The organism is Ruegeria sp. CE9, assembly GCF_056537425.1.
This window is the reverse complement of sequence record NZ_JBQFRO010000003.1, coordinates 280,776-302,000: the sequence shown is the minus strand read 5'-3', so window position 1 is coordinate 302,000 and position 21,225 is coordinate 280,776. Positions and strand designations below refer to the sequence as shown.

The 21,225-nt window shown below is 58.0% G+C and carries 17 protein-coding genes; 7 read left to right on the top strand and 10 right to left on the bottom strand.

The window, feature by feature from the left end:
* Positions 1-31: 31 nt before the first annotated feature.
* The 7 genes from ACR0B3_RS08600 to xdhA form a co-directional block, all read right to left on the bottom strand.
* Positions 32-1,105, bottom strand: coding sequence for a BMP family ABC transporter substrate-binding protein (locus ACR0B3_RS08600; protein ID WP_480808692.1), 1,074 nt, complete (start codon positions 1,103-1,105; stop codon positions 32-34).
* 31 nt (positions 1,106-1,136) lie between these two features.
* Positions 1,137-2,057, bottom strand: a complete 921-nt coding sequence (locus ACR0B3_RS08595; protein ID WP_170686863.1) for an ABC transporter permease — start codon at positions 2,055-2,057, stop codon at positions 1,137-1,139.
* A 1-nt stretch (position 2,058) separates the two neighbouring features.
* Entirely contained in the window at positions 2,059-3,141 is a 1,083-nt protein-coding gene (locus ACR0B3_RS08590; RefSeq protein ID WP_480808691.1) for an ABC transporter permease, read from the bottom strand.
* Positions 3,142-3,204: 63 nt separating this feature from the next.
* A complete protein-coding gene (locus ACR0B3_RS08585) occupies positions 3,205-4,722 on the bottom strand; it encodes an ABC transporter ATP-binding protein (RefSeq protein WP_480808690.1) in 1,518 nt (505 codons plus the stop codon).
* A complete protein-coding gene (xdhC, locus tag ACR0B3_RS08580; protein ID WP_480808689.1) occupies positions 4,719-5,654 on the bottom strand; it encodes a xanthine dehydrogenase accessory protein XdhC in 936 nt (311 codons plus the stop codon). Before xdhC ends, ACR0B3_RS08585 begins: the two co-directional genes overlap by 4 nt.
* Positions 5,654-8,056 carry a xanthine dehydrogenase molybdopterin binding subunit gene (gene xdhB / locus ACR0B3_RS08575; RefSeq protein WP_480808688.1) on the bottom strand — a complete coding sequence of 801 codons (2,403 nt, stop codon included), beginning with the start codon at positions 8,054-8,056 and terminating at the stop codon, positions 5,654-5,656. The genes xdhC and xdhB overlap by 1 nt, the downstream gene beginning before the upstream one ends.
* Positions 8,053-9,414: a xanthine dehydrogenase small subunit gene (gene xdhA / locus ACR0B3_RS08570; protein ID WP_480808687.1), complete on the bottom strand. Its 1,362-nt coding sequence runs from the start codon at positions 9,412-9,414 to the stop codon at positions 8,053-8,055. The genes xdhB and xdhA overlap by 4 nt, the downstream gene beginning before the upstream one ends.
* Positions 9,415-9,756: 342 nt before the next feature.
* On the opposite strand from xdhA, the gene dnaE reads away from it, so the two are divergent.
* The 3 genes from dnaE to ACR0B3_RS08555 all read left to right on the top strand — a co-directional run bounded on the left by dnaE (position 9,757) and on the right by ACR0B3_RS08555 (position 13,907).
* On the top strand, positions 9,757-13,257 hold the full coding sequence (dnaE, locus tag ACR0B3_RS08565) for a DNA polymerase III subunit alpha (RefSeq protein ID WP_480808686.1): 3,501 nt from the start codon (positions 9,757-9,759) through the stop codon (positions 13,255-13,257).
* 72 nt (positions 13,258-13,329) lie between these two features.
* Positions 13,330-13,542, top strand: a complete 213-nt coding sequence (locus ACR0B3_RS08560) for a YMGG-like glycine zipper-containing protein (RefSeq protein WP_480685424.1) — start codon at positions 13,330-13,332, stop codon at positions 13,540-13,542.
* Positions 13,543-13,544: 2 nt separating this feature from the next.
* On the top strand, positions 13,545-13,907 hold the full coding sequence (locus ACR0B3_RS08555; RefSeq protein WP_480808685.1) for a hypothetical protein: 363 nt from the start codon (positions 13,545-13,547) through the stop codon (positions 13,905-13,907).
* A 23-nt stretch (positions 13,908-13,930) separates the two neighbouring features.
* On the opposite strand, the gene ACR0B3_RS08550 is transcribed toward ACR0B3_RS08555, so the two are convergent.
* Positions 13,931-14,620, bottom strand: a complete 690-nt coding sequence (locus ACR0B3_RS08550; RefSeq protein WP_480808684.1) for an imm11 family protein — start codon at positions 14,618-14,620, stop codon at positions 13,931-13,933.
* A gap of 7 nt (positions 14,621-14,627) precedes the next feature.
* The gene (locus tag ACR0B3_RS08545; RefSeq protein ID WP_480808683.1) at positions 14,628-14,822 is read right to left on the bottom strand and encodes a SlyX family protein; all 195 of its coding nucleotides are present in this window, start codon (positions 14,820-14,822) and stop codon (positions 14,628-14,630) included.
* A gap of 125 nt (positions 14,823-14,947) precedes the next feature.
* Here ACR0B3_RS08545 and hisS point away from each other — a divergent pair, with 125 nt between their 5' ends.
* From hisS to hisG, 3 genes are read left to right on the top strand one after another with little or no spacing between them, the layout of a single operon-like run.
* The gene (gene hisS / locus ACR0B3_RS08540) at positions 14,948-16,435 is read left to right on the top strand and encodes a histidine--tRNA ligase (RefSeq protein WP_480808682.1); all 1,488 of its coding nucleotides are present in this window, start codon (positions 14,948-14,950) and stop codon (positions 16,433-16,435) included.
* A gap of 3 nt (positions 16,436-16,438) precedes the next feature.
* Positions 16,439-17,527 carry an ATP phosphoribosyltransferase regulatory subunit gene (locus ACR0B3_RS08535; protein ID WP_480808681.1) on the top strand — a complete coding sequence of 363 codons (1,089 nt, stop codon included), beginning with the start codon at positions 16,439-16,441 and terminating at the stop codon, positions 17,525-17,527.
* The gene (gene hisG, locus ACR0B3_RS08530) at positions 17,524-18,213 is read left to right on the top strand and encodes an ATP phosphoribosyltransferase (protein ID WP_480808680.1); all 690 of its coding nucleotides are present in this window, start codon (positions 17,524-17,526) and stop codon (positions 18,211-18,213) included. Before ACR0B3_RS08535 ends, hisG begins: the two co-directional genes overlap by 4 nt.
* Here the strand turns inward: hisG and ACR0B3_RS08525 are convergent.
* A complete protein-coding gene (locus ACR0B3_RS08525) occupies positions 18,210-18,641 on the bottom strand; it encodes a DUF1489 family protein (protein WP_480808679.1) in 432 nt (143 codons plus the stop codon). The genes hisG and ACR0B3_RS08525 overlap by 4 nt on opposite strands.
* A gap of 129 nt (positions 18,642-18,770) precedes the next feature.
* Between ACR0B3_RS08525 and ACR0B3_RS08520 the strand changes: the two genes are divergently transcribed.
* Entirely contained in the window at positions 18,771-21,053 is a 2,283-nt protein-coding gene (locus ACR0B3_RS08520) for an adenosylcobalamin-dependent ribonucleoside-diphosphate reductase (protein WP_480808678.1), read from the top strand.
* Positions 21,054-21,225 lie beyond the last annotated feature (172 nt).

Sequence of the window (21,225 nt, the reverse complement as noted above, 5' to 3'; positions counted from 1 at the left end):
AATCGCGGGCCTTCTTATTGTGATTCTGCGCTTACTGCGGGATTTCGCCTTCCAATCCTTCGACATAGAAGTTCATGCCCGCCAGAGTGCCGTCATCGGCGGTTTCGCCTTCGGCCAGCCAGTCGCTGCCATCCTGCTTTTTCAGTGGGCCGGTGAAGGGGTGATATTCACCAGATGCCATTGCAGCTTTCATTGCCAGCGCTTCTTCTTTCACATCAGCCGGAACGCGATCAGAAATCTCGCCGATTTCAACCATGCCTTCGCGGATGCCGTCCCAGGTGTTTACGGTCTCCCACGAGCCGTCCATCACCGCCTGCGTGCGCGCGATGTAGTAAGGCGCCCAGTTGTCGATGATCGACGAGACGCGCGGGAAGGGGGCGTATTCGCTCATGTCTGAGGCCTGGCCAAAGGTCACAACATTGCCGGCCTCTTGCGCAGCCGCTTGTGGTGCGGTCGAGTCGGTGTGCTGCAGGATCACGTCCGCACCTTGTTCGATCAGCACGGTGGCGGCGTCAGCCTCTTTCGCCGGATCAAACCAAGTGTAGGCCCAAACGATTTTGAACTCGACATCCGGGTTTACCTTTTTGGCGTGGATATAGGCCGAGTTAATGCCACGGATCACTTCGGGGATCGGGTAGGAGCCGATATAGCCGATGATGTTCGACTCGGTCATCTTACCAGCGATATGGCCCTGTACAGCGCGGCCTTCATAGAAGCGCGCAGAATAGACCGAGACGTTGTCGGCGGTCTTATAGCCGGTCGCGTGTTCGAACTTCACGTCCGGGAATTTCTTGGCGACGTTGATGGTCGGGTCCATATAGCCGAACGAGGTGGTGAAGATTAGGTCTGCGCCTTCCAGCGCCATCTGGGTCATTACGCGCTCGGCATCCGGGCCTTCTGGAACGGACTCGACAAATACGGTTTCGACCTTGTCGCCAAAGTGCTCTTCCACGGCCAGACGGCCTTTGTTGTGCTCATAGGTCCAGCCACCGTCGCCGACCGGGCCGACATAGACGAAGCCGACTTTGGTCTTGTCGTCGGCCATGGCCCCCGAGGCCAGACCCAGCGCCATAGCAGCGCTTGCCAAAAGTGTAGTGATTTTCATGTGTTACTCCCCAAGTTGGTTCAGTTGGCCCCTAGTGCGAGGCATGGAAGGTCCGGCCCAATGCGGCAGGTGCGCTGCTCTTGTCGGCCGAAAGGATCACAAGCACAAGGATCGTGATGATGTAGGGCGACATTGCCAGATACTCGACAGGAATGGCAACGCCCGCTGCCTGCAAATTAAGCTGCAACACGGTGATGCCGCCAAACAAATAGGCACCCAGCAAGGCGCGCCATGGCTTCCAGCTGGCGAAGACCACAAGCGCCAGGGCGATCCAGCCAACACCGGCGGTCATACCCTCAGTCCACTGCGGCACGCGGATCAGGCTGATGTAAGCGCCGCCAAGACCTGCGCAGGCCCCGCCGAACAGGATCGCCATGATACGGATTTTGATAACTTTGTATCCAAGTGCGTGCGCCGCATCGTGGTTTTCACCCACCGCACGCAGGATCAGACCGACGCGGGTGTATTTCAATGTCGCCCAGACGGCCGCAGTCAGAGCAATTCCGACATAGAGTATGGGATCATGCTGGAACAGGATCGGTCCGATCACTGGGATATCGCTGATTACGGGGATATGGATGTCAGCCATATCAGGAGGTTTGACGCCAACATAACTTTGGCCCATGAGGGCGCTGAAACCCAGTCCAAACAGCGTCAGTGCCAGCCCGCTGGCCACCTGATTGGCCAGAGCGACCTGTGTCAGCAACACGAACAGTAGCGATAGCACGGCACCGCCTATGGCGGCTGCAATAAAACCTAGCCAGGGTGAGCCGGTTTCGACCGAAATCGCAAAGCCACTGATTGCACCTACGATCATCATGCCCTCGACGCCAAGGTTCAGAACGCCTGCCTTTTCGACAACAAGCTCTCCGATCGCAGCCAGCAGGAGTGGAGTTGCGGCCACCATCAGCGAGGCAACCAGAAGGACGGGGTTAATTTCACCAAGGTCCATATCACGCTACCTCGCTACGGGCCGCACGGATGCGGTAGTTTGTCAGAAGATCGAATGCCAGCAGGAAGAAAAGCAGCATCCCCTGGAATACTTGAATGGCGGCGGCAGGTAGACCCAGCTGAGACTGCGCGATTTCACCGCCGATATATGTCAGCGCCATGAGGCCACCGGCGAGCAGAATACCCACCGGATGCAGGCGGCCAAGGAAGGCCACGATGATCGCGGTAAAGCCGTACCCGACGTTGAAATCAATGCTGACAACGCCCGAGGGGCCCGAGACTTCGAACATCCCCGCCAGACCGGCCAGCGCGCCGGACAGGCCAAGGCAGAATAGGATCAAACGGGCAGGGTTCACGCCTGCAAATTTGGCGGCCCGAGGGGCTTCACCCGTAAGACGGATATGAAAACCCAGCATGTGCCGGTTCAGCAGGACATAGGCAAAGATCACGGCGATCAGGGCGGTTACCACGCCCCAATGCATCCCCGATCCAGCAATCAGCTCGGCGTTATGTGCACTGTCATAGGATTGCAGATTGCGAGAGCCGGGAAAGCCGAACCCTTCAGGGTTTTTCAACAGGCCCAGAGAAACCGAGGCCAACATCTGCTCGGCCACATAGACCAGCATAAGTGACACGAGGATTTCGTTGGTACCAAAGCGAACCTTCAGGAAGGCCGGGATCATCGCCCACAACCAGCCTCCAAACGCTCCCGCGATCACCATGATTGGAAAGATGTAGAAGGCGTCCAGAGGGTAAAAGGCCAAGCCCGCACCAGCGCCAAAGATGGCGCCCATGATGTATTGACCCTCGGCCCCGATATTCCAGATACCGGCGCGAAAACCCAGCGACAGGCCAATGGCGATCAGCACCAGTGGTGCGCCTTTTACCAGCAGTTGTGGGCGGTAATAGAACGCAAACTCTCCGAACAGCGGTTCCCAGAAGATGGTGCCTATGGCTTCGACAGGGTTCTTGCCCAGAACAGCGAACAGGATGCCGCCAAAAAACATGGTCGCCAGCACCGCAACCAGAGGGGTGGCATAAGACCACGCCTTGGACGGCTGTGGCCGTTTCTCCAACACAATCATCTGCTCGTCCCCCCAAGGTCTTCATCTTTTTGTAAATACTCTCGCCGAAGGCGTTGCGACCGATCACACATGCGCCACCTCCATGCCGTGGGCACCGCCCATCATCAGACCGATCTCATCGACCGTCAGGCCCGTGGTTTCGCGCGGTGCGCTCAGGCGCCCTTCGTTCAGCGCGGCAAAACTGTCTGAGATTTCCATTAGTTCATCCAAATCTTGGCTGATGCAGATGACTGCGGTTCCTTTGGCCGCCAAATCCAGAATGGCCTGCCGGATCGAAGCCGCCGCTGCAGCATCCACACCCCAGGTTGGCTGGTTCACGACAAGAACATCCGGGCTTTGCAGCACTTCGCGACCGATCACAAATTTCTGCAGGTTCCCCCCAGACAGCGAGCGTGCCGCGTTCTCAGGCCCCGGCGTTCGCACGTCAAATGCGCTTATGATCTTTTCGGCAAAACTCTTGGTTTCTGCCCACTTGAGAAATCCATTATTCTCCAACCCTTCGCGTACCGATCCGGTCAGCAGGGCATTTTCCGTCAGGCTCATATCCGGTGCCGCCGCGTGGCCCAGCCGTTCCTCGGGCGCGGTCAATACGCCCAGTTTGCGGCGCGCGGTGGGGCCAAGCTTGCCAATAGGCTGGCCGTTGAATTTGATCGCATCGGCAGTCGTGGGGATTTCACCCGACAGCACACCCAGCAACTCGTCCTGCCCGTTGCCAGCGACACCACCAATGCCCAGAACCTCACCCTTGCGGACAGTCATGTGGACGTTCTTCAGCGCCGTTCCGAATTCAGACGGCGACGGCACCGACAAACCGCTGACATCCAGCGCAACCTCGCCGAACTCGCGCCCCGACCGTTCAGGGGTCTGCAGGGTTGATCCCACCATCATCTCAGCCATGTCGCGCGCCGAAGTTTCAGCCGGAACGCATTCACCCACATTTTTGCCCAGACGCAGGATCGTGGCGTGGTCACACAGAGTGCGGATTTCTTCCAGCTTATGTGAGATATAAAGGATCGAGGTACCCTCGGATCGCAATTTGTTCAGCGTCTCAAAGAGGATATCGACCTCTTGCGGGGTCAGAACCGAGGTCGGTTCATCCATGATCAGAAGCTTGGGGTCCTGTAGCAGGCAGCGAATGATCTCAACTCGCTGACGCTCACCTGCAGACAGATCGCCGACAGTGCGAAACGGGTCCAGTGGCAGACCGTAGGTCTCGGACACTTCGCGGATGCGCGAGGCCAAGTCGCCCATAGGAGGTGGGTTCTCCATCCCCAAAGCAATATTCTCGGCCACGTTCAGTGCGTCGAACAGCGAGAAGTGTTGAAACACCATCGCAATCCCATCGCCGCGTGCTGCACGCGGTTCGGGGGGCGCAAAAGACTGGCCGCGCAGAAGCATCGTGCCGCTGTCAGGTTTCACCAACCCATAGATCATCTTGACCAGCGTGGACTTGCCCGCGCCATTTTCGCCCAGCAGGGCGTGAACCTCGCCTTCACCGATGTCAAAAGACACCTGATCATTGGCCACGACGCCGGGATAGGCTTTGGTCAGCCCTTGCAAGCTTAACAGTGGAGTGGTCACGCGCTCAGGTCCTTCTTCAATTCGTTCTGCCGGGCAGGGCGCAGCATATCGGCTGCGACACCAACGGCGATCATTTGCGGGTGTTTGCCCAAGCCGGGATCGCCGATGGGGCAGGTGATCCGGCTGATGCGTTCGGGTGAATGCCCAAGCGCGGTCAGCCGCGACCGGAATCGCGCCCATTTCGTAGCCGAGCCGATCAGCCCCGCAAAGCGGAAATCGTGCGAAAGCAGCCGGTTGCACAGTTCTAGATCCAGATTGTGTGAATAAGTAAGCACAAGGTGCTCGGCATCTATCGGCGCATGGCGAACCAGTGCTGCGGGTTTGGCCGCCGGAACTGTTGTTACACCCGCAGGGACCGAGGCTGGAAAACGTTCAGCGCCTGTGTCGACCCATGTGATCGCAATATCGGGCAGCGGAGAGAGCACATCCACCAACGCGCGTCCAACATGACCTGCGCCCCAGATCCATAGGTTCCGGGTTGGCTTGTGGACCGGTTCAACCATCCATCCATCGATCAGTTGCGGTTCAGGGGCGATCCCTTGACCGCGCGCAGTTGCCTGCAACCGTTTCACCGATAGTGGTGCTTCGCTTTCTGATGCTGACCTTGCAACGACTGTATTGTCGAGCGCATCAACTGCCCTGAGATCATAGACCTCACTATACAGCGAAACGGCCCCGCCACAGCATTGGCCCATCTCCGGGCCAAGCGCGTGGTGTGTCAGCCGGGCCCGCGCTGTTTGCGTTCGCGCAGCCTCGGCTGCTTGAAATTCCAGCGTACCGCCCCCGATTGTGCCGCTTTGCCCGTTTTTCCAAACCAGCATTGCCGCACCGACCTCACGCGGAGATGACCCCTTGATCGCTGCGATGACAACGCGAGTGACTGTCCCGTGGATTTTGACCGCCTCCCTCAAAGCCTCCAAGTCAAATCCCATCAGATGCCTCCCTTCATCCTTTGGACGCCACGCCAGACCTCTTCCGCCGTGGCAGGTGCATCCAACGCCGGGTAGCTGTCACCACAAGCCGCAACTGCATTGGACAGGGCCAGCCAAGCAGAGATGCCCAGCATGAACGGGGGCTCGCCCACCGCTTTTGAGCGATAGATCGTGTCCTCGCGGTTTTCGCCATCCCAAAGTGCGACGTTGAAGATGTCAGGCCGGTCCGAGCAGGCGGGAATTTTGTAGGTCGAGGGCGCGTGCGTTCGCAGGTTGCCCTTGCCATCCCAGACCAGTTCTTCGGTTGTCAGCCAGCCCGCACCTTGCACATAACCGCCTTCGACCTGCCCAATATCCAGTGCTGGGTTCAGCGATGCGCCTGCGTCATGCAGGATATCCGTGCGCAGAATGCGGTTCTCGCCGGTCAGTGTGTCGATCGCCACTTCGGTGACGGACGCACCATAAGCGAAGTAAAAGAACGGACGACCGCGCCCGGCGATCCGGTCCCATTCGATCTTAGGGGTTTTGTAAAACCCGGTTGCCGACAGGCTGATGCGCCCCTGATATGCCAGCGCGGCCGCTTCTGCGAAGGTATAACGCTCTTCGCCGATAGATATGTGGCCGCCCTCGAAGGTCACCGTCGATGGATCGGCTTGATGCCTTTCGGCCAAATAGTCCGCCATGCGATCTCGGATGGTGTCACACGCAGCTTTCACCGCCATACCGTTCAGGTCACTGCCTGATGACGCCGCCGTAGCCGACGTGTTGGGCACCTTGGCTGTATCCGTCGCAGTAATCTTGACCATCTCAAGCGGGATACCAAAACGCGAGGCCGCCACCTGCGCTACCTTCTGGAACAGGCCCTGACCCATCTCGGTTCCGCCATGGTTCAGGTGGACCGAGCCGTCCTGATATACATGCACCAGTGCGCCCGCCTGATTCAGGTGGGTCAGCGTGAAGGAAATCCCGAACTTGACCGGAGAGAAGGCGATGCCTTTCTTGATTACGCTGTTCTCGGCGTTCCACTTTTTGATGGCCGCCTTGCGCGCGGCATAGTCGCTGGATTTCAGCAGAGCCTCGGTCATGCCGTGCAGCTCAAAATCGCTGACCTCCATGCCGTAGGGTGTGGTGTTGCCACCTTCGGGCAAAGGATGCACCGGAGCATCCCCCATCTCTACCGCGCCACGGCTGGTCAGGTCTTCGCGCGGGTCGGGGTGGCCCAGGGGTTTCTCGGCTGGCTCAACCTCAGCGACCTTGTGCGCCGGTTCGTAGTAGTTGCGTCGACGCAGCTCGACCGGATCCATTGCCAACTCATGTGCGGCGTGGTCCATAACACGCTCGATCCCAACCATGCCCTGAGGGCCGCCGAACCCGCGATAGGCGGTGGCGGATTGTGTATTGGTCTTTAACCGGTGGCTTTCGATCCGCGCATTGGGCAGCAGATAGGCGTTATCGGAATGCAGCATCGCGCGGTCGGCGACGGGCAGAGACAGGTCCTGCGCCCAGCCACAGATTGCGTATTGGTGGAATGAGACGCCCTGAATATGACCGTTTTCGTCAAATCCGGCCTTATAGGTAATACGGAAGGCGTGGCGCTTGCCGGTGATGATCATGTCATCGTCGCGGTCATAGCGCATCTTGCAGGCCTTGCCGGTGGCGCGGGCAGCCACGGCGCAGGCGACGGCCAACGCGTTACCCTGGCTTTCTTTGCCACCAAAACCGCCACCCATCCGACGGGTCTCAACCCGAACGGCGTGCATGGGTACGCCCAATGCGTCCGCCACTTTGTGCTGTATCTCGGTTGGGTGCTGGGTTGAGCTGTGCACCAGCATATCCGCGCCTTCATTCGGCACGGCCAATGCAGCCTGACCTTCGAGATAGAAATGCTCCTGCCCGCCAAGCTCAAAGGTTCCTTCGATCACATGAACCGAGCTTGAGATGGCAGCGTCCGCATCACCCTTGGCATAGATACGGGGACCATCTTCAAAACGACTGTCGGCGGCCAAAGCCTCTTCGACGGTCAGGATTGGCGTTTCCTCTGCGTAATCGATCTTGCCGAGCCTTGCGGCCTTACGGGCGGCCAAATGACTGGTCGCGACAACAAGAAACACGGGCTGGCCAATATAGTGAACCGTTCCGTCCGAAAGCAGCGGCTCATCGTGGATCGATGGCGAGACATCATTGGCAAAGGGCAAATCCTCGGCGGTCATCACCATCACGACGCCCTCGGCAGCTTTTACCGCGGAAAGGTCCATCGACGCGATCTTACCCTTGGCAATCGGGCTCTGGCCGAAGGCCAGATGCAACGAGCCTTTGGGTGTTGGAATGTCGTCCACATACCGTGCCGCTCCGGAAACATGCAAAGGTGCCGCATCGTGAGGAAGTGGTTTGGTCACGCTCATGCTGAAACCTCCAGCACGTTGGTCACAATGCCCTGATCCTCAAGGAAATACCTCTCAAGCATCGCTTTGGCGGTTTCCAGTCGATAGGTTGCCGAGGCGCGCATGTCCGTGAGTGGTGAATAATCATCGGCAAAGGCAGGAAGCGCTGCGTCGATCGTCCCGCGCGTCCACGGTTTGCCGATCAGTGCGGCCTCGACATGGGTTGCCCGTTTCGGAGTTCCGGCCATGCCGCCAAATGCGATACGCGCCAGAGTGACCGTGCCGTCCGCAACGGTGATATTGAAACACCCGCACACGGCTGAGATATCCTGATCGAACCGTTTGCTGAGTTTGTAGGCTTTCAGGCGGTCTGCCTGGCACGGAAAGCTGACGGCCTCGACAAATTCGCCGGGCGTGCGGTCTTGCTGGCCATAGTCGATGAAGAAGTCTTCCAGCAGGATGGCCCGGCGTGTGTCGCCCTTGCGCAGATGCAAGGTTGCGCCCAAGGCAATCAATGCAGGAGAGTTGTCGCCGATGGGTGAGCCGTTCGCGATGTTGCCCCCAATCGTCGCAGCATGACGTACCTGAACACTGGCGTAACGGCGTATCATCTCGGCATACGAGGGGTGGAGATCAGACAGCGCCTCACCCATCCGGTTCATATCGACCATGGCCCCAAAGCGGATATCGTCATCGGTGATGGTGATTTCTTTCAGATCTTCACAACGGTTGAGAAAGATCACCGGGTCCAGATCGCGCAATTGCTTGGTGACCCAAAGACCAACGTCTGTTGCTCCGGCAACCAGAGTTGCATCGGGGTTTTCGGCATAAACGGATGCCAATTCGTCACACGATCCGGGAAGCATCGGCGACGCCGCAGATGTCGCAACAGGTTTATCCTTAACCCAAACCGGCACGGGTTGTTCTTCTGCTGCTTTTGCCGCGCGGATAATCGGCGCATAGCCGGTGCAGCGGCACAGATTCCCGGCAAGCTGCGTGTCGTGATCCGTCGCGCCGTTCGCGTGGCTCGCGACCATCGACATGACAAAGCCCGGGGTGCAGAAACCGCATTGTGAGCCATGCAGATCAACCATCGCCTGTTGCACCGGGTGCGCCTCTCCATCAGGGCCACTGGCCCCTTCGACTGTGCGCACAGCTTTGCCATGTAGCTGAGGCAGAAACAGGATGCAGGAGTTCAGCGCCTTCGCGCCATCTTCATCCGTCACCATAACAGTGCAGGCCCCGCAATCGCCCTCATTGCAGCCCTCTTTGGTGCCGGTCAGGCCACGATCTTCGCGCAGCCAATCCAGCAGGGTCGCCGTCGGATTCACATCCGTCAGCTCCACTGTCTCTCCGTTCAGAAGAAACGTGATATTCATTCGAGAAACCCGTCGCCTTACCCGGTTGCGCCCGATCGGCCCTCCTTCGATGCGACGTAGAAAGAGTGGCGGGCGTTAGCTTGCCCTAAGATGTTAGAAACAGCGTGACCGATCTGGCAAGAAAAACTGCCTGAGCGATACACCATTTAGCCCGTTTGGTGGTGATATGCCCTTCACGTGTAATACTCAGCTGATTGAAACTAAAGTATTTTATGGAATGGGGGTATCGCGCCTTCGGAAGCACCTTCTGAAAAAGCCGAATAATCGATGGCGATTTTTTAGGCGCTTCAATGCAACGGTTCCTACTTTTTCACCGGAGCTGGCTGAGGTAGCGTGCCGGGTATGAGCAGTAATCCTCGATTCATTCACCTCCGCGTTCACACTGAATATTCTCTGCTGGAAGGCGCTGTGCGGCTGAAAAAGCTATCTGGCCTTTGCGAACAGCTGGAGATGCCTGCCGTCGCCGTGACAGACACCAACTCGATGTTCTCGGCGTTGGAGTTTTCCGTCACGGCCAGTGGGGCGGGGATTCAGCCGATCATGGGCTGTCAAGTCGATTTGACCTACCTGCAACCGCAGCCGGGGGAGAAACCCAAAGCGCCCGCGCCCTTGGTTCTGCTGGCGCAATCCGAGGTGGGGTATGAAAACCTGATGAAGCTCAGTTCTTGCCTTTACGTGGACAAGGGTGGGCAGTTGCCGCAGGTCACGTTGGAGGAATTGGCAGACCGATCAGATGGTCTGCTATGTCTGACCGGTGGTCCTGATGGGCCGGTTGGCATGCTGTTGCAGCAAGGCCAGCGCCCCGCAGCCGAGGCGTTGATGGATCGCTTGGCGGGCATTTTCCCGGATCGCCTGTATGTTGAACTGCAACGCCATCCCGGCGAAGACGGACAGCCCGAAGCCGAACGCCTGACCGAGCGTGGCCATGTCGAGATGGCCTATGCCAAGGACCTGCCGCTGGTTGCCACCAATGACGTCTACTTCCCGACCTCGGACATGTACGAGGCGCATGACGCGCTAATCTGTATCGCAGAGGGTGCTTATGTCGACCAACAGGAAGGCCGGCGGCGCCTGACTGCGCAGCACTATTTCAAATCGCAGCAAGAGATGGTGACTCTATTCGCCGACCTGCCCGAAGCGATTGAGAACACGGTCGAAATCGCAAAGCGCTGCGCTTTCATGGCTTATCGCCGCGATCCAATCCTGCCAAAATTCGCCGATGACGAAGTGGCCGAACTGCGCCGTATCGCCAACGAAGGCCTACAGAAACGTCTGGCGGTGATCCCGCATGCGGTGACGCCCGAGGAATATCAGGAGAGACTGGATTTCGAACTCGACATCATCGAAAGCATGGGGTTCCCGGGGTACTTCCTGATTGTTGCGGACTTTATTCAATGGGCAAAGGACGAAGACATCCCGGTGGGACCGGGGCGTGGCTCGGGTGCGGGATCTCTGGTCGCCTATGCGCTGACAATCACTGACCTTGATCCGCTGCGCTATTCGCTGCTGTTCGAACGGTTTCTGAACCCGGAACGTGTATCGATGCCTGACTTCGATATCGACTTCTGCATGGACCGCCGCGAAGAGGTGATCCGCTATGTGCAGCAGAAATACGGGCGCGATAAGGTGGGGCAGATCATCACCTTTGGTGCGCTTCTGTCGAAGGCCGCCGTGCGCGACATCGGACGGGTGCTGCAGATGCCCTATGGGCAGGTGGATCGCTTGTCCAAGATGATTCCGGTTGAGGGGGTGAAACCCGTTTCAATCGAAAAAGCGCTGAAAGATGAACCGCGCCTGCGCGAAGAAGCCCGCAGCGAAGAGGTTGTGGAGCGTCTGCTCACCTATGGCCAACAGGTCGAGGGGCTACTGCGTAACGCCTCAACCCACGCGGCGGGGGTTGTGATCGGGGACCGCCCGCTGGACGCGCTGGTGCCTTTGTATCAGGACCCGCGTTCTGATATGCCTGCCACACAATTCAATATGAAGTGGGTGGAACAGGCCGGGTTGGTGAAGTTTGACTTTCTGGGCCTGAAAACGCTGACCGTGATCCAGAACGCGATGGATTTGATCTTCAAATCCGGGCGCGATTTGCACATCGCGGCAGATGGTACAGAGCTTTACGAACCCGCCGAAGGTGCCGAAAACCAGATAAACGCCATCCCACTGGACGATGAGGCGACTTACAAACTTTATTCCGCCGCCAAGACCGTCGCAGTGTTTCAGGTGGAATCCTCGGGCATGATGGACGCGCTCAAGCGGATGAAGCCGACATGCATCGAGGATATCGTGGCGCTCGTGGCGCTGTATCGTCCCGGTCCGATGGAGAACATACCGACCTATTGCGAGGTCAAGAATGGCCTGCGGAAAATCGAATCCGTCCATCCTCTGATCGACCATATCCTTGAGGAAACCCAAGGCATCATCGTCTATCAGGAACAGGTGATGCAAATCGCTCAGGTCATGGCCGGGTATAGCCTTGGCGGCGCCGACCTGTTGCGTCGTGCGATGGGTAAGAAGATCAAAGAGGCGATGGATGCCGAGCGCCCGAAATTCGAAAAGGGCGCTGGCGAGAATGGCGTGGATGCCAAAAAGGCCAGCGAAGTCTTCGACCTACTCGAGAAATTCGCCAATTACGGGTTCAACAAATCCCACGCGGCCGCCTATGCAGTCGTCAGCTATCAGACTGGTTGGCTAAAGGCGAACCACCCGGTCGAGTTCATGGCCGGGGTCATGAACTGCGATATCCATCTGACTGACAAGCTGGCGGTGTACTTCGAAGAGGTCCGCAAGGGGCTTGAATTGCCGTGCGTGCCGCCTTGCGTGAACCGGTCTCAGTCGACCTTTGATGTCGATAACGGGCATCTGGTCTACGCGCTGGGCGCTCTCAAGAATGTGGGTGTCGAGGCGATGAACCTCGTGGTTGAAGGACGGGCAGACAAACCCTTCGTCAACCTGTTCGACTTTGCCCGCCGTGTTGATCTGAAAAAGGTCGGTAAGCGCCCGCTAGAGATGCTGGCCCGTGCGGGTGCGTTTGATGAGTTGGACAAAAACCGCCGCCGTGTTTTCGAAAGCCTCGATCCGCTGGTGCAATATTCGGCGGCGATCCATGATCAGAAAAACTCGAACCAAGTATCTTTGTTTGGCGAAGCTGGCGATGACCTGCCGGAACCGCGTTTGTCTCCTTCGCCTGACTGGCTGCCCGCAGAACGTCTGAGCGAGGAATTCAAGGCCATCGGGTTCTACCTTTCCGGCCATCCACTGGATGATTATATGCCGGCCTTGAAGCGCAAGCAGGTGCTGACTTTGGATGAGGTCATGGAAAAGGCGCGCTCGGGTCCGTTGATTGCCAAGATGGCCGGTGTTGTTGCTGGGCGACAGGAACGGAAATCTGCCCGAGGTAACCGGTTTGCATTCGCCCAGCTTTCTGACCCCTCCGGTGCCTATGAGGTCACGTTGTTCTCGGAAACACTGGAGAAATCGCGCGAGTTCCTGGAAACCGGCGCGCAGGTGGTTCTGACCGCCGAGGCGACGATGGAGGCCGATCAGCTCAAGCTATTGGGTCGATCCGTCGGCCCGGTCGATGCGGTCGTGGCAGAGGCCGGGGCGACTGGTTTGAGGATCTATCTGGACCAGCCAGATGTCTTGCCGACTGTGGCAAAGGTGCTGGAAGATGCAAGCGCTGCGGCCAAGGGGGCTGGCAAAGGACCGATCCAGCTGTGCCTGCTTGACCCGGCTTTGCCGGGAGAGGTCGAGATGGAATTGGGTCAGGATTTCCCGATCACCCCGCAGATCAAAGGCGCAATCAAGTCGCTGGACGGTATCATGTCGGTCGAAGAGATCTAGCAACCGGGTTTGTTGCCACGGCGTTTTTACGGGGCTAGGCTGATTTGATACGTGATACAGGAGGGCATTGATTTGGCACTTTCAGGTATGGGCTCCAAGGCGTTGGTCTTGGCAGGGGCACTTTCGCTTGCCGTGGCAACTGCCGCATTTGCGGATGACAAAAAGAAGAAGAAGACGCTTGAAGGCGCGCTGATCGGTGCCGGTGTCGGCGCGTTGGTCGGTGACGGCAAGGGCGCTGCGATCGGCGGTGTGGCTGGCGCGATTATTGGACATAACTGGAAGTGAACATGACGCAGCTTAAACCTATTGTTTTCGCCTCCCTTTTGTTTGCGCCGACATTTGCGTTGGCTGACGACGCTGCCGAGCAAATGGTGCAGGACGCCTTGCCAGTGATGCACTACACCTGCGCCTCAATCACCGAAGAGGCCGACGGCAACGAAGCTTTTGTAGTTGAAGTCGTTGGAAAGATGACGGCCCTGTCACTTTACAACCGCCAGATCAACATCGAAGAGCACGCAACCACCGACGCGGAAAAGGCGCAGCTGCGGGAAGCCTTCATCGTTGCGCTATCCGAGGGTTGTGCCGCCGACAAGGATGCCCTTCTGGGCGGGGTGGTCGATAGCGCGGTGAAATCGACGCTGGGGTTGTGAGCGGGTGCTTGGTGTTGCGAGCGTTAGAGTCTGCGCACCGGGCAACGCACAAGGCCCCAGCCTTTGTCCATTTGGGCGTCTTTCAGGCGACGGACGAGACGGTCGGATAAAAAGAGAAGGTTCGGAACTTTTGGGTCCAGCCAGATGTCTGGTCCGCCCAACGCTTCGGGTATAACTACAAGTTGGGCTTCCTGATTGCTTCTAGGAAGGTAGGTTCGACCGTAGCGATTGCTAAGTGGTGACCGCACGTCCCCCTCTGGCCCCAATACATCGTAGTTGCCCATGGATCGTTTGTTGCACACGTTCAGAAAGTAATGCCGCTCGGACGTGGTCAGATGGCTTTCGGTCGAATCCATCAGCGTCAGCGGATGAAACACCGTGTCCCCCAGATCAAACTGTTCCAGTACTGATTTGGCGGATTTGGAAACCAGAGGATAACCACCGCCGCTGATAAACGGCGCGGTGTCGTATTCGGCTTTGGAGTTGTAATACCACAGACTGCCAATTTGCTCTTTGGTCAGCAGCTCACCGCGTTTCCAGCCCAGATCGGCTTCCCGAGACATTCGCTTGGACCATTCAACATCCTCGGGCGACTGCCTTTCACGCCATTGAGGAGTGTATTCCTTTCGGATTACCGCTGAGATGACGTTGATATTGTTCACCGTCGTGGCAATCCACACGCAAGGCGCGTCGCTGTCCTCACTCGCCATCATTTTGCCCTCAGTAATGCGGTGGGCGTTCGTCGCCGAACACGACGCCGCCTGCGCCTTCCTGCGCGCGTTCGGCCTCGCGCTGCAGCAACATCTCGACGCGGCGGGTCAGTCGGTCGATCTCGCTCTGTTGGTTTGTGACGACCGAGTTCAACTCTTCGACCGTGCGGATCAGATGGGCGATCTGTTCTTCCAGATGCTGCATGGGGCTCTCCTTATAGGCGTCTCTTAGCTGCCTCGGCAGCCCGTGACCAGTCAAAGCCCGCCTTGCCCCGAAACAGACCATGGGATAGACCGCGCGCGGAACACTAAATCCCAAGGACACCCCACATGGCCAAGCCCAAGAAACAGCCCCGCCCCAAGGCCGTAACGCCGAAAGGGTTCCGTGACTATTTCGGTGAGGAAGTCACGCAGCGCACCGAGATGCTGCGGACGATTGCGGGCGTGTATCATCGTTACGGGTTTGATGCGCTGGAAAGCAGCGCGGTTGAAACCGTCGAGGCGCTGGGTAAGTTCCTGCCGGATGTGGATCGCCCGAACGAGGGCGTGTTCGCGTGGCAAGAGTTTGATGAGGGCGGCAATGGCGACTGGATGGCGCTGCGCTACGACCTGACCGCACCTCTGGCCCGCGTCTATGCGCAACATCGAAACGATCTGCCGACTCCTTATCGCCGCTATGCGATGGGCCCGGTCTGGCGGAATGAGAAGCCGGGGCCGGGGCGGTATCGTCAGTTTTATCAGTGCGATGCGGATACAGTTGGCACGGCCTCGATGGCCGCAGATGCCGAGATTTGCGCTATGCTGTCGGACACGTTGGAAACCGTTGGCATCCCACGCGGTGATTATTTGGTACGTGTCAACAACCGCAAGGTTCTGAACGGCGTTCTTGAGGCGATGGGCCTGGGCGAAGACGCCGCTGCCCGCAACAACGTTCTGCGCACCATCGACAAGTTCGACAAGGTTGGCGAGGCTGGTGTGCGCGAACTGTTGACCAAGGGCCGACTGGATGCATCGGGCGCGTTCATCGACGGCGTGGGCCTGAGCGATGATCAGGCCGAGCCGGTGCTTGCCTTCCTGACTTCCAAGGCCGCTGATACCTCAGGCACCATAGCGAACCTTCGAGCTGCTGTTGGCGATAGCAAGATCGGCGCCGACGGGATTGCCGAGCTGGAACAGATCGGTGCGCTGCTGGCTGCGGGCGGATACGGCTCGGACAGGATCGAGATTGATCCTTCGGTCGTGCGTGGCCTCGGCTATTATACCGGTCCGGTCTATGAGGCCGAACTGACGTTTGAGATTTTCGATGAGAAAGGTCGTAAACGGCAATTCGGGTCCGTCTCGGGTGGTGGCCGATATGACGATCTGGTCAAACGGTTCACTGGGCAAGAAGTGCCTGCGACGGGTATATCCATTGGCGTTGATCGCTTGCTGGCCGCTTTACGAGAAAAGGGTCGGATTGCGGCGCAAGCCACCGGCCCAGTGGTCGTAACCGTGATGGACCGTGACCGGATGGCCGACTATCAAGCGATGGTGGCCGAGCTGCGCAATGCAGGTATCCGGGCTGAGGTTTATCTGGGCAACCCCAAGAACTTTGGCAACCAACTGAAATACGCGGACAAGCGGAACTCACCCATTGCGGTAATCGAAGGTGGTGACGAAAAGGCCAAGGGCATCGTGCAGATCAAGGACTTGATCCTTGGCGCCAAGATCGCCGAAAGCGCCACGCTCGAGGAATGGAAAGAACGCCCCAGCCAGTTTGAGGTGCCGCGCGGCGAGCTGGTCGCAAAAGTGCGCGAGATTTTGGACAGTCAGGACTGATCGATGCCGAACCGTTCCCAAATACAGGCGCGTGCCGCGATGATGCGCGTCCGGTTCGAAGCCGCGGGTGCGCAGGTCGTCGATACGCCTCTGCTGCAACCGGCCGGTACGCTGCTTGACCTATATGGTGAAGATATCCGTGCGCGTGCCTACGTAACAACAGATGCGTTGCGAGGCGAGCAGATGCTGCGCCCGGATTTCACTCTGCCTGTCGTGCAGATGCACATGTCCGAAGGGGCCGAGCCTGCGCGCTATACCTATTCGGGTGAGGTTTTTCGCCGACAGGAGCATGACCCGGACCGGGCCAACGAATACATTCAGGTCGGGTACGAGGTCTTTGATCGCGAAGATCCGGCCGGGGCAGATGCCGAAGTATTTTCCCTGTTTGCCTTGCAATTGCGCGGTTTGCCTTTGCGTGCTGCGACGGGTGATATCGGTATTCTGACCGCAGCCGTGGCAGGGCTGAAGACAACCGAGCGTCGTAAAGCCGCTCTTATGCGGCATCTGTGGCGTCCGCGTCGGTTCCGCGTTTTGCTGGATCGATATTCTGGCGGTAAGCCGGGCCCTGAAGGACGCGATGCGCTGTTGGATGCCGCTGATCCTCTGGCGATAGACGCGCCGATGATCGGCAAGCGCCGTGCACCCGAAATTCTTGAACGGATCGAGGCGCTGCGCGAAGACCGGGCTGCTCCGCCGATTTCTGACAATGAACTGGCCGGGTTGGAAACGCTGCTGAACGTGCGTGAGACCATGCCCTTTGCATTGGAACAACTGCGCGACGTGGCGGTTGATTTACCGCAGATTACACCTGCTCTGGATCGACTCGAAGCTCGCATTGCTGCGTTACAAGCGCGGGGTATTGATGTGAGCCGGTTGGATTTCGAAGCCTCTTACGGCAGAACCTCGATGGAATACTACGATGGTTTTGTCTTTGGATTTTATGCCGAAGGCCGCCCTGATCTGCCACCGGTCGCAACCGGGGGCCGCTATGATGCGTTGACCCGACAGTTGGGTGGCGGCTCAGAGATTCCGGCGATCGGGGGAGTGATCCGCCCAGACCTGATGCTGGAAGTCGAGGAGGGTGCGCAATGAGCTTGAAACTAGGCGTGCCCTCGAAGGGCCGGTTGATGGACAAGACTTTCGCGTGGTTTGAAAAACGCGGTATCATCTTGTCGCGCAGTGGTTCGGATCGAGAGTATGCGGGCAAGGTCGACGGGATCGACGGTGTATCGCTTATCCTTCTCTCAGCTGGTGAGATTCCGCGTGAATTGGCGGCCGGACGCATTCATCTGGGTGTCACCGGTATCGATCTGGTTCAAGAAAAACTGCCACGTTGGGAACAACAGGTAGAAGAGATCGCACCGCTGGGGTTCGGCAAGGCCGACTTGATTATCGCAACGCCGGCCTGCTGGGTTGACGTCGATAGTCTGGATGATCTGGATGCAGCAGCGGCAGGTTTTCGGAGAGCACACGGACACCGGTTACGGATCGCGACCAAATATCATCGTTTGGTCCGGGAATTCCTGACCGATGCAGGCGTGGCTGACTACACTTTGGTCGACAGCCAAGGCGCGACTGAAGGCACCGTGGTCAATGAAACCGCCGAGGCAATTGCGGATATCACCTCGACGGGCGAGACCTTGCGGGCGAACCACTTAAAAATCCTGTCGGACGGGTTGATCCTGCAATCACAAGCAACCCTGTGGCGCAGCCGTGTCGCGAGATATGATGCGGGTGAAAAGGCGGTTCTGAACGCGTTGTTGGACCGGCTGTCCTAAAGCACCCCTATTTCGGCCAAAGCACGGTTCAGGTCATCGGGCAGGGCATCGTCCTGCTCGCGCGTCTTAGGCAGATCGGCGGGCGTGTCTTCGGGTTTCAGATAGCGCCATCCTTGAAATGGGCGTTTCAAAGCGTTCTGAGTTCGATGCACTTCAGGGTCAAGAACGATGGCGCAGCGGCGAATGCCATCCTCACCGCGCACCTCGTCCAACCGTAGTATACGCTGCCGGCACTGGATCACGCCTTTGATCACCCAATAGATTGATCCGCCGTTCAAAATTTCGGCCTCGCGCTTGGGCCACATGCGGGTGACATGACGCGGGAAGCCGTCCTGATAAAGCGGCTTGCGGCTGTCTTGCCAGGCCATCAGCGTGTCGACGCTTTCCGATCCAACCGAAAGTTTGATGAGGTTTACGTACTTATCCACAGTTTTCCCACAGAGTCGTCCAAAGCTCGGTCTTTATATTGTAGCTCTAAAGGTGATGTCATCAAGGTGTTGTGGTGAAGGTGTGATCTGGGGTAGCCTGAATGCCTCTTTCAGCACAGGGAATCACCAATGAGCCGCTTTGCCGCCCCCATCGCCGAGCAGATCTGGGATATGAAATACCGCTTTAAACAGGCGGATGGTACGCCCATCGATCAGACGGTCGAGGACAGCTGGCGTCGTATAGCCCGCGATCTGGCGCGGGTGGAGAAAGACCCGGCGCATTGGGAAGAAAAATTCTATGAGGCGCTGCAGGATTTCAAGTATCTGCCCGCTGGCCGTATTACCGCAGGAGCGGGCACTGCGCGTCAGGTGACCCTGTTCAACTGCTTTGTGATGGGAACGATACCCGACAGCATGGGCGGTATCTTCGATATGCTGAAAGAAGCTGCGCTGACCATGCAGCAGGGCGGGGGGATCGGCTATGATTTCTCGACCATCCGTCCGCGCGGTGCGGATGTGAAAGGGGTAGCGGCAGATGCCTCTGGCCCGTTGAGCTTTATGGATGTCTGGGACGCCATGTGCCGGACGATCATGTCTGCAGGCTCGCGCCGGGGTGCGATGATGGCGACCATGCGCTGCGACCACCCTGATATCGAACAGTTCATCACCGCAAAATCCGACCCGGCCCGCCTGCGCATGTTCAATATGTCGGTGCTGGTGACCGATCCGTTTATGGAGGCCGTCAAAGCTGACGGTCCGTGGGATTTGGTGTTCGACGGTAAAGTCTATCACACCGTTCAGGCGCGTGATCTGTGGAACAAGATCATGCAGGCCACCTATGGCTATGCTGAGCCGGGCGTGATTTTCATCGACCGTATCAATCAGGCCAACAACCTGAACTATGTCGAAACCATCGCTGCGACCAACCCGTGTGGTGAGCAGCCCTTGCCGCCCTATGGTGCCTGTCTTTTGGGTTCAGTCAATCTGGCGCGGCTGGTGGCCGAACCGTTCGAGGATGCGGCACATCTGGACGAAGAGGCTCTGCAAGAGCTGGTCGGTACTGCCGTGCGGATGATGGACAACGTGGTCGACGCGTCAAAATTTCCTCTGGCCGAACAAGAGGCCGAGGCGCAAGACAAACGTCGGATCGGTCTGGGCGTAACCGGGCTGGCGGATGCGCTGCTGATGCTGGGCCTGCGTTATGGCTCGGACGAGGCGGCGCGACAGACCGAGCGTTGGTTGCACGCGATCGCCCGCGCCGCGTACCTGGCGTCGGTGCAGTTGGCGAAGGAAAAGGGCGCTTTCCCGCTGTTTGATGCCGAGAAGTATCTAGCCAGCGGCACAATGCAGCAGATGGATGAAGATGTGCGTGAGGCAATCCGCGAACATGGTATCCGTAACGCCTTGCTGACCTCAATTGCGCCGACGGGGACAATTTCGCTTTATGCAGGCAACGTGTCATCGGGGATCGAGCCGGTGTTTGCCTATGCCTACACCCGCAAAGTGCTGCAAAAGGATGGCTCGCGCACCGAAGAAGAAGTGGTGGATTACGCCGTGCAGATGTGGCGCGACAAATTCGGTGACGCCGAGCTGCCCGAGTTCTTTGTCAATGCACAGACGCTGAGCCCATCCGATCACGTCAAGATGCAGGCGGCGGCGCAGAAATGGATCGACAGCTCAATTTCAAAGACAATCAACTGTCCCGAGGACATCAGCTTTGACGCGTTCAAGGACGTCTACATGCAGGCCTGGGATCAGGGTTGTAAGGGATGTACCACGTATCGCCCGAACGATGTGACCGGTTCCGTGCTGACGGTTTCAGAAAGCGATGATAAAGCACCGGGTGAAAGCGCGGATGCTCCGCATGAGGTTGATGGCGGCGAAGTGGTCTATATGTCCGAACCGTTGGACCGCCCGCAATCTCTGGAAGGTTCGACATACAAGCTCAAGTGGCCTGACAGTGAACATGCGATCTATCTGACCATTAATGACATCGTCATCGGCGGGCGTCGCCGCCCATTCGAAGTGTTTATCAATTCGAAGAATATGGAACACTACGCCTGGACATTGGCCCTGACGCGGATGATTTCAGCTGTATTCCGACGCGGAGGCGACGTGTCCTTTGTGGTTGAGGAATTGAAGGCGGTGTTCGACCCGCGCGGCGGCGCATGGGTCAAGGGCAAGTATATCCCATCCATTCTGGCCGCTATCGGAGGAGTAATCGAGCAGCACATGGTCAACATAGGCTTCCTTGAGGGCGAAGGCATGGGGCTGAAAGCCGATCCTCAGGCGCAAGTCGTCAACATGGATGCCCCACGCGGTAAAGCTTGCCCCTCTTGCGGACAGTTCGACATGGTCATGATAGAGGGCTGTATGACGTGCCGAAGCTGTGGGCACTCTAAGTGTGGGTGATAGGGTGAATTAGCCTTTTTGATGAACCGCAAGGCAATACGAACCCATTTCGGCGATTTTAGCGCCCATACACAAGGTCATTAGCGCCCACAACTCGTAATTCTTCGGTTTTGCAGGAAAAAAAATGCGCCGGATTTTTGGTCACCGGCGCCTTGTTCTTTGTTAGTGCGAG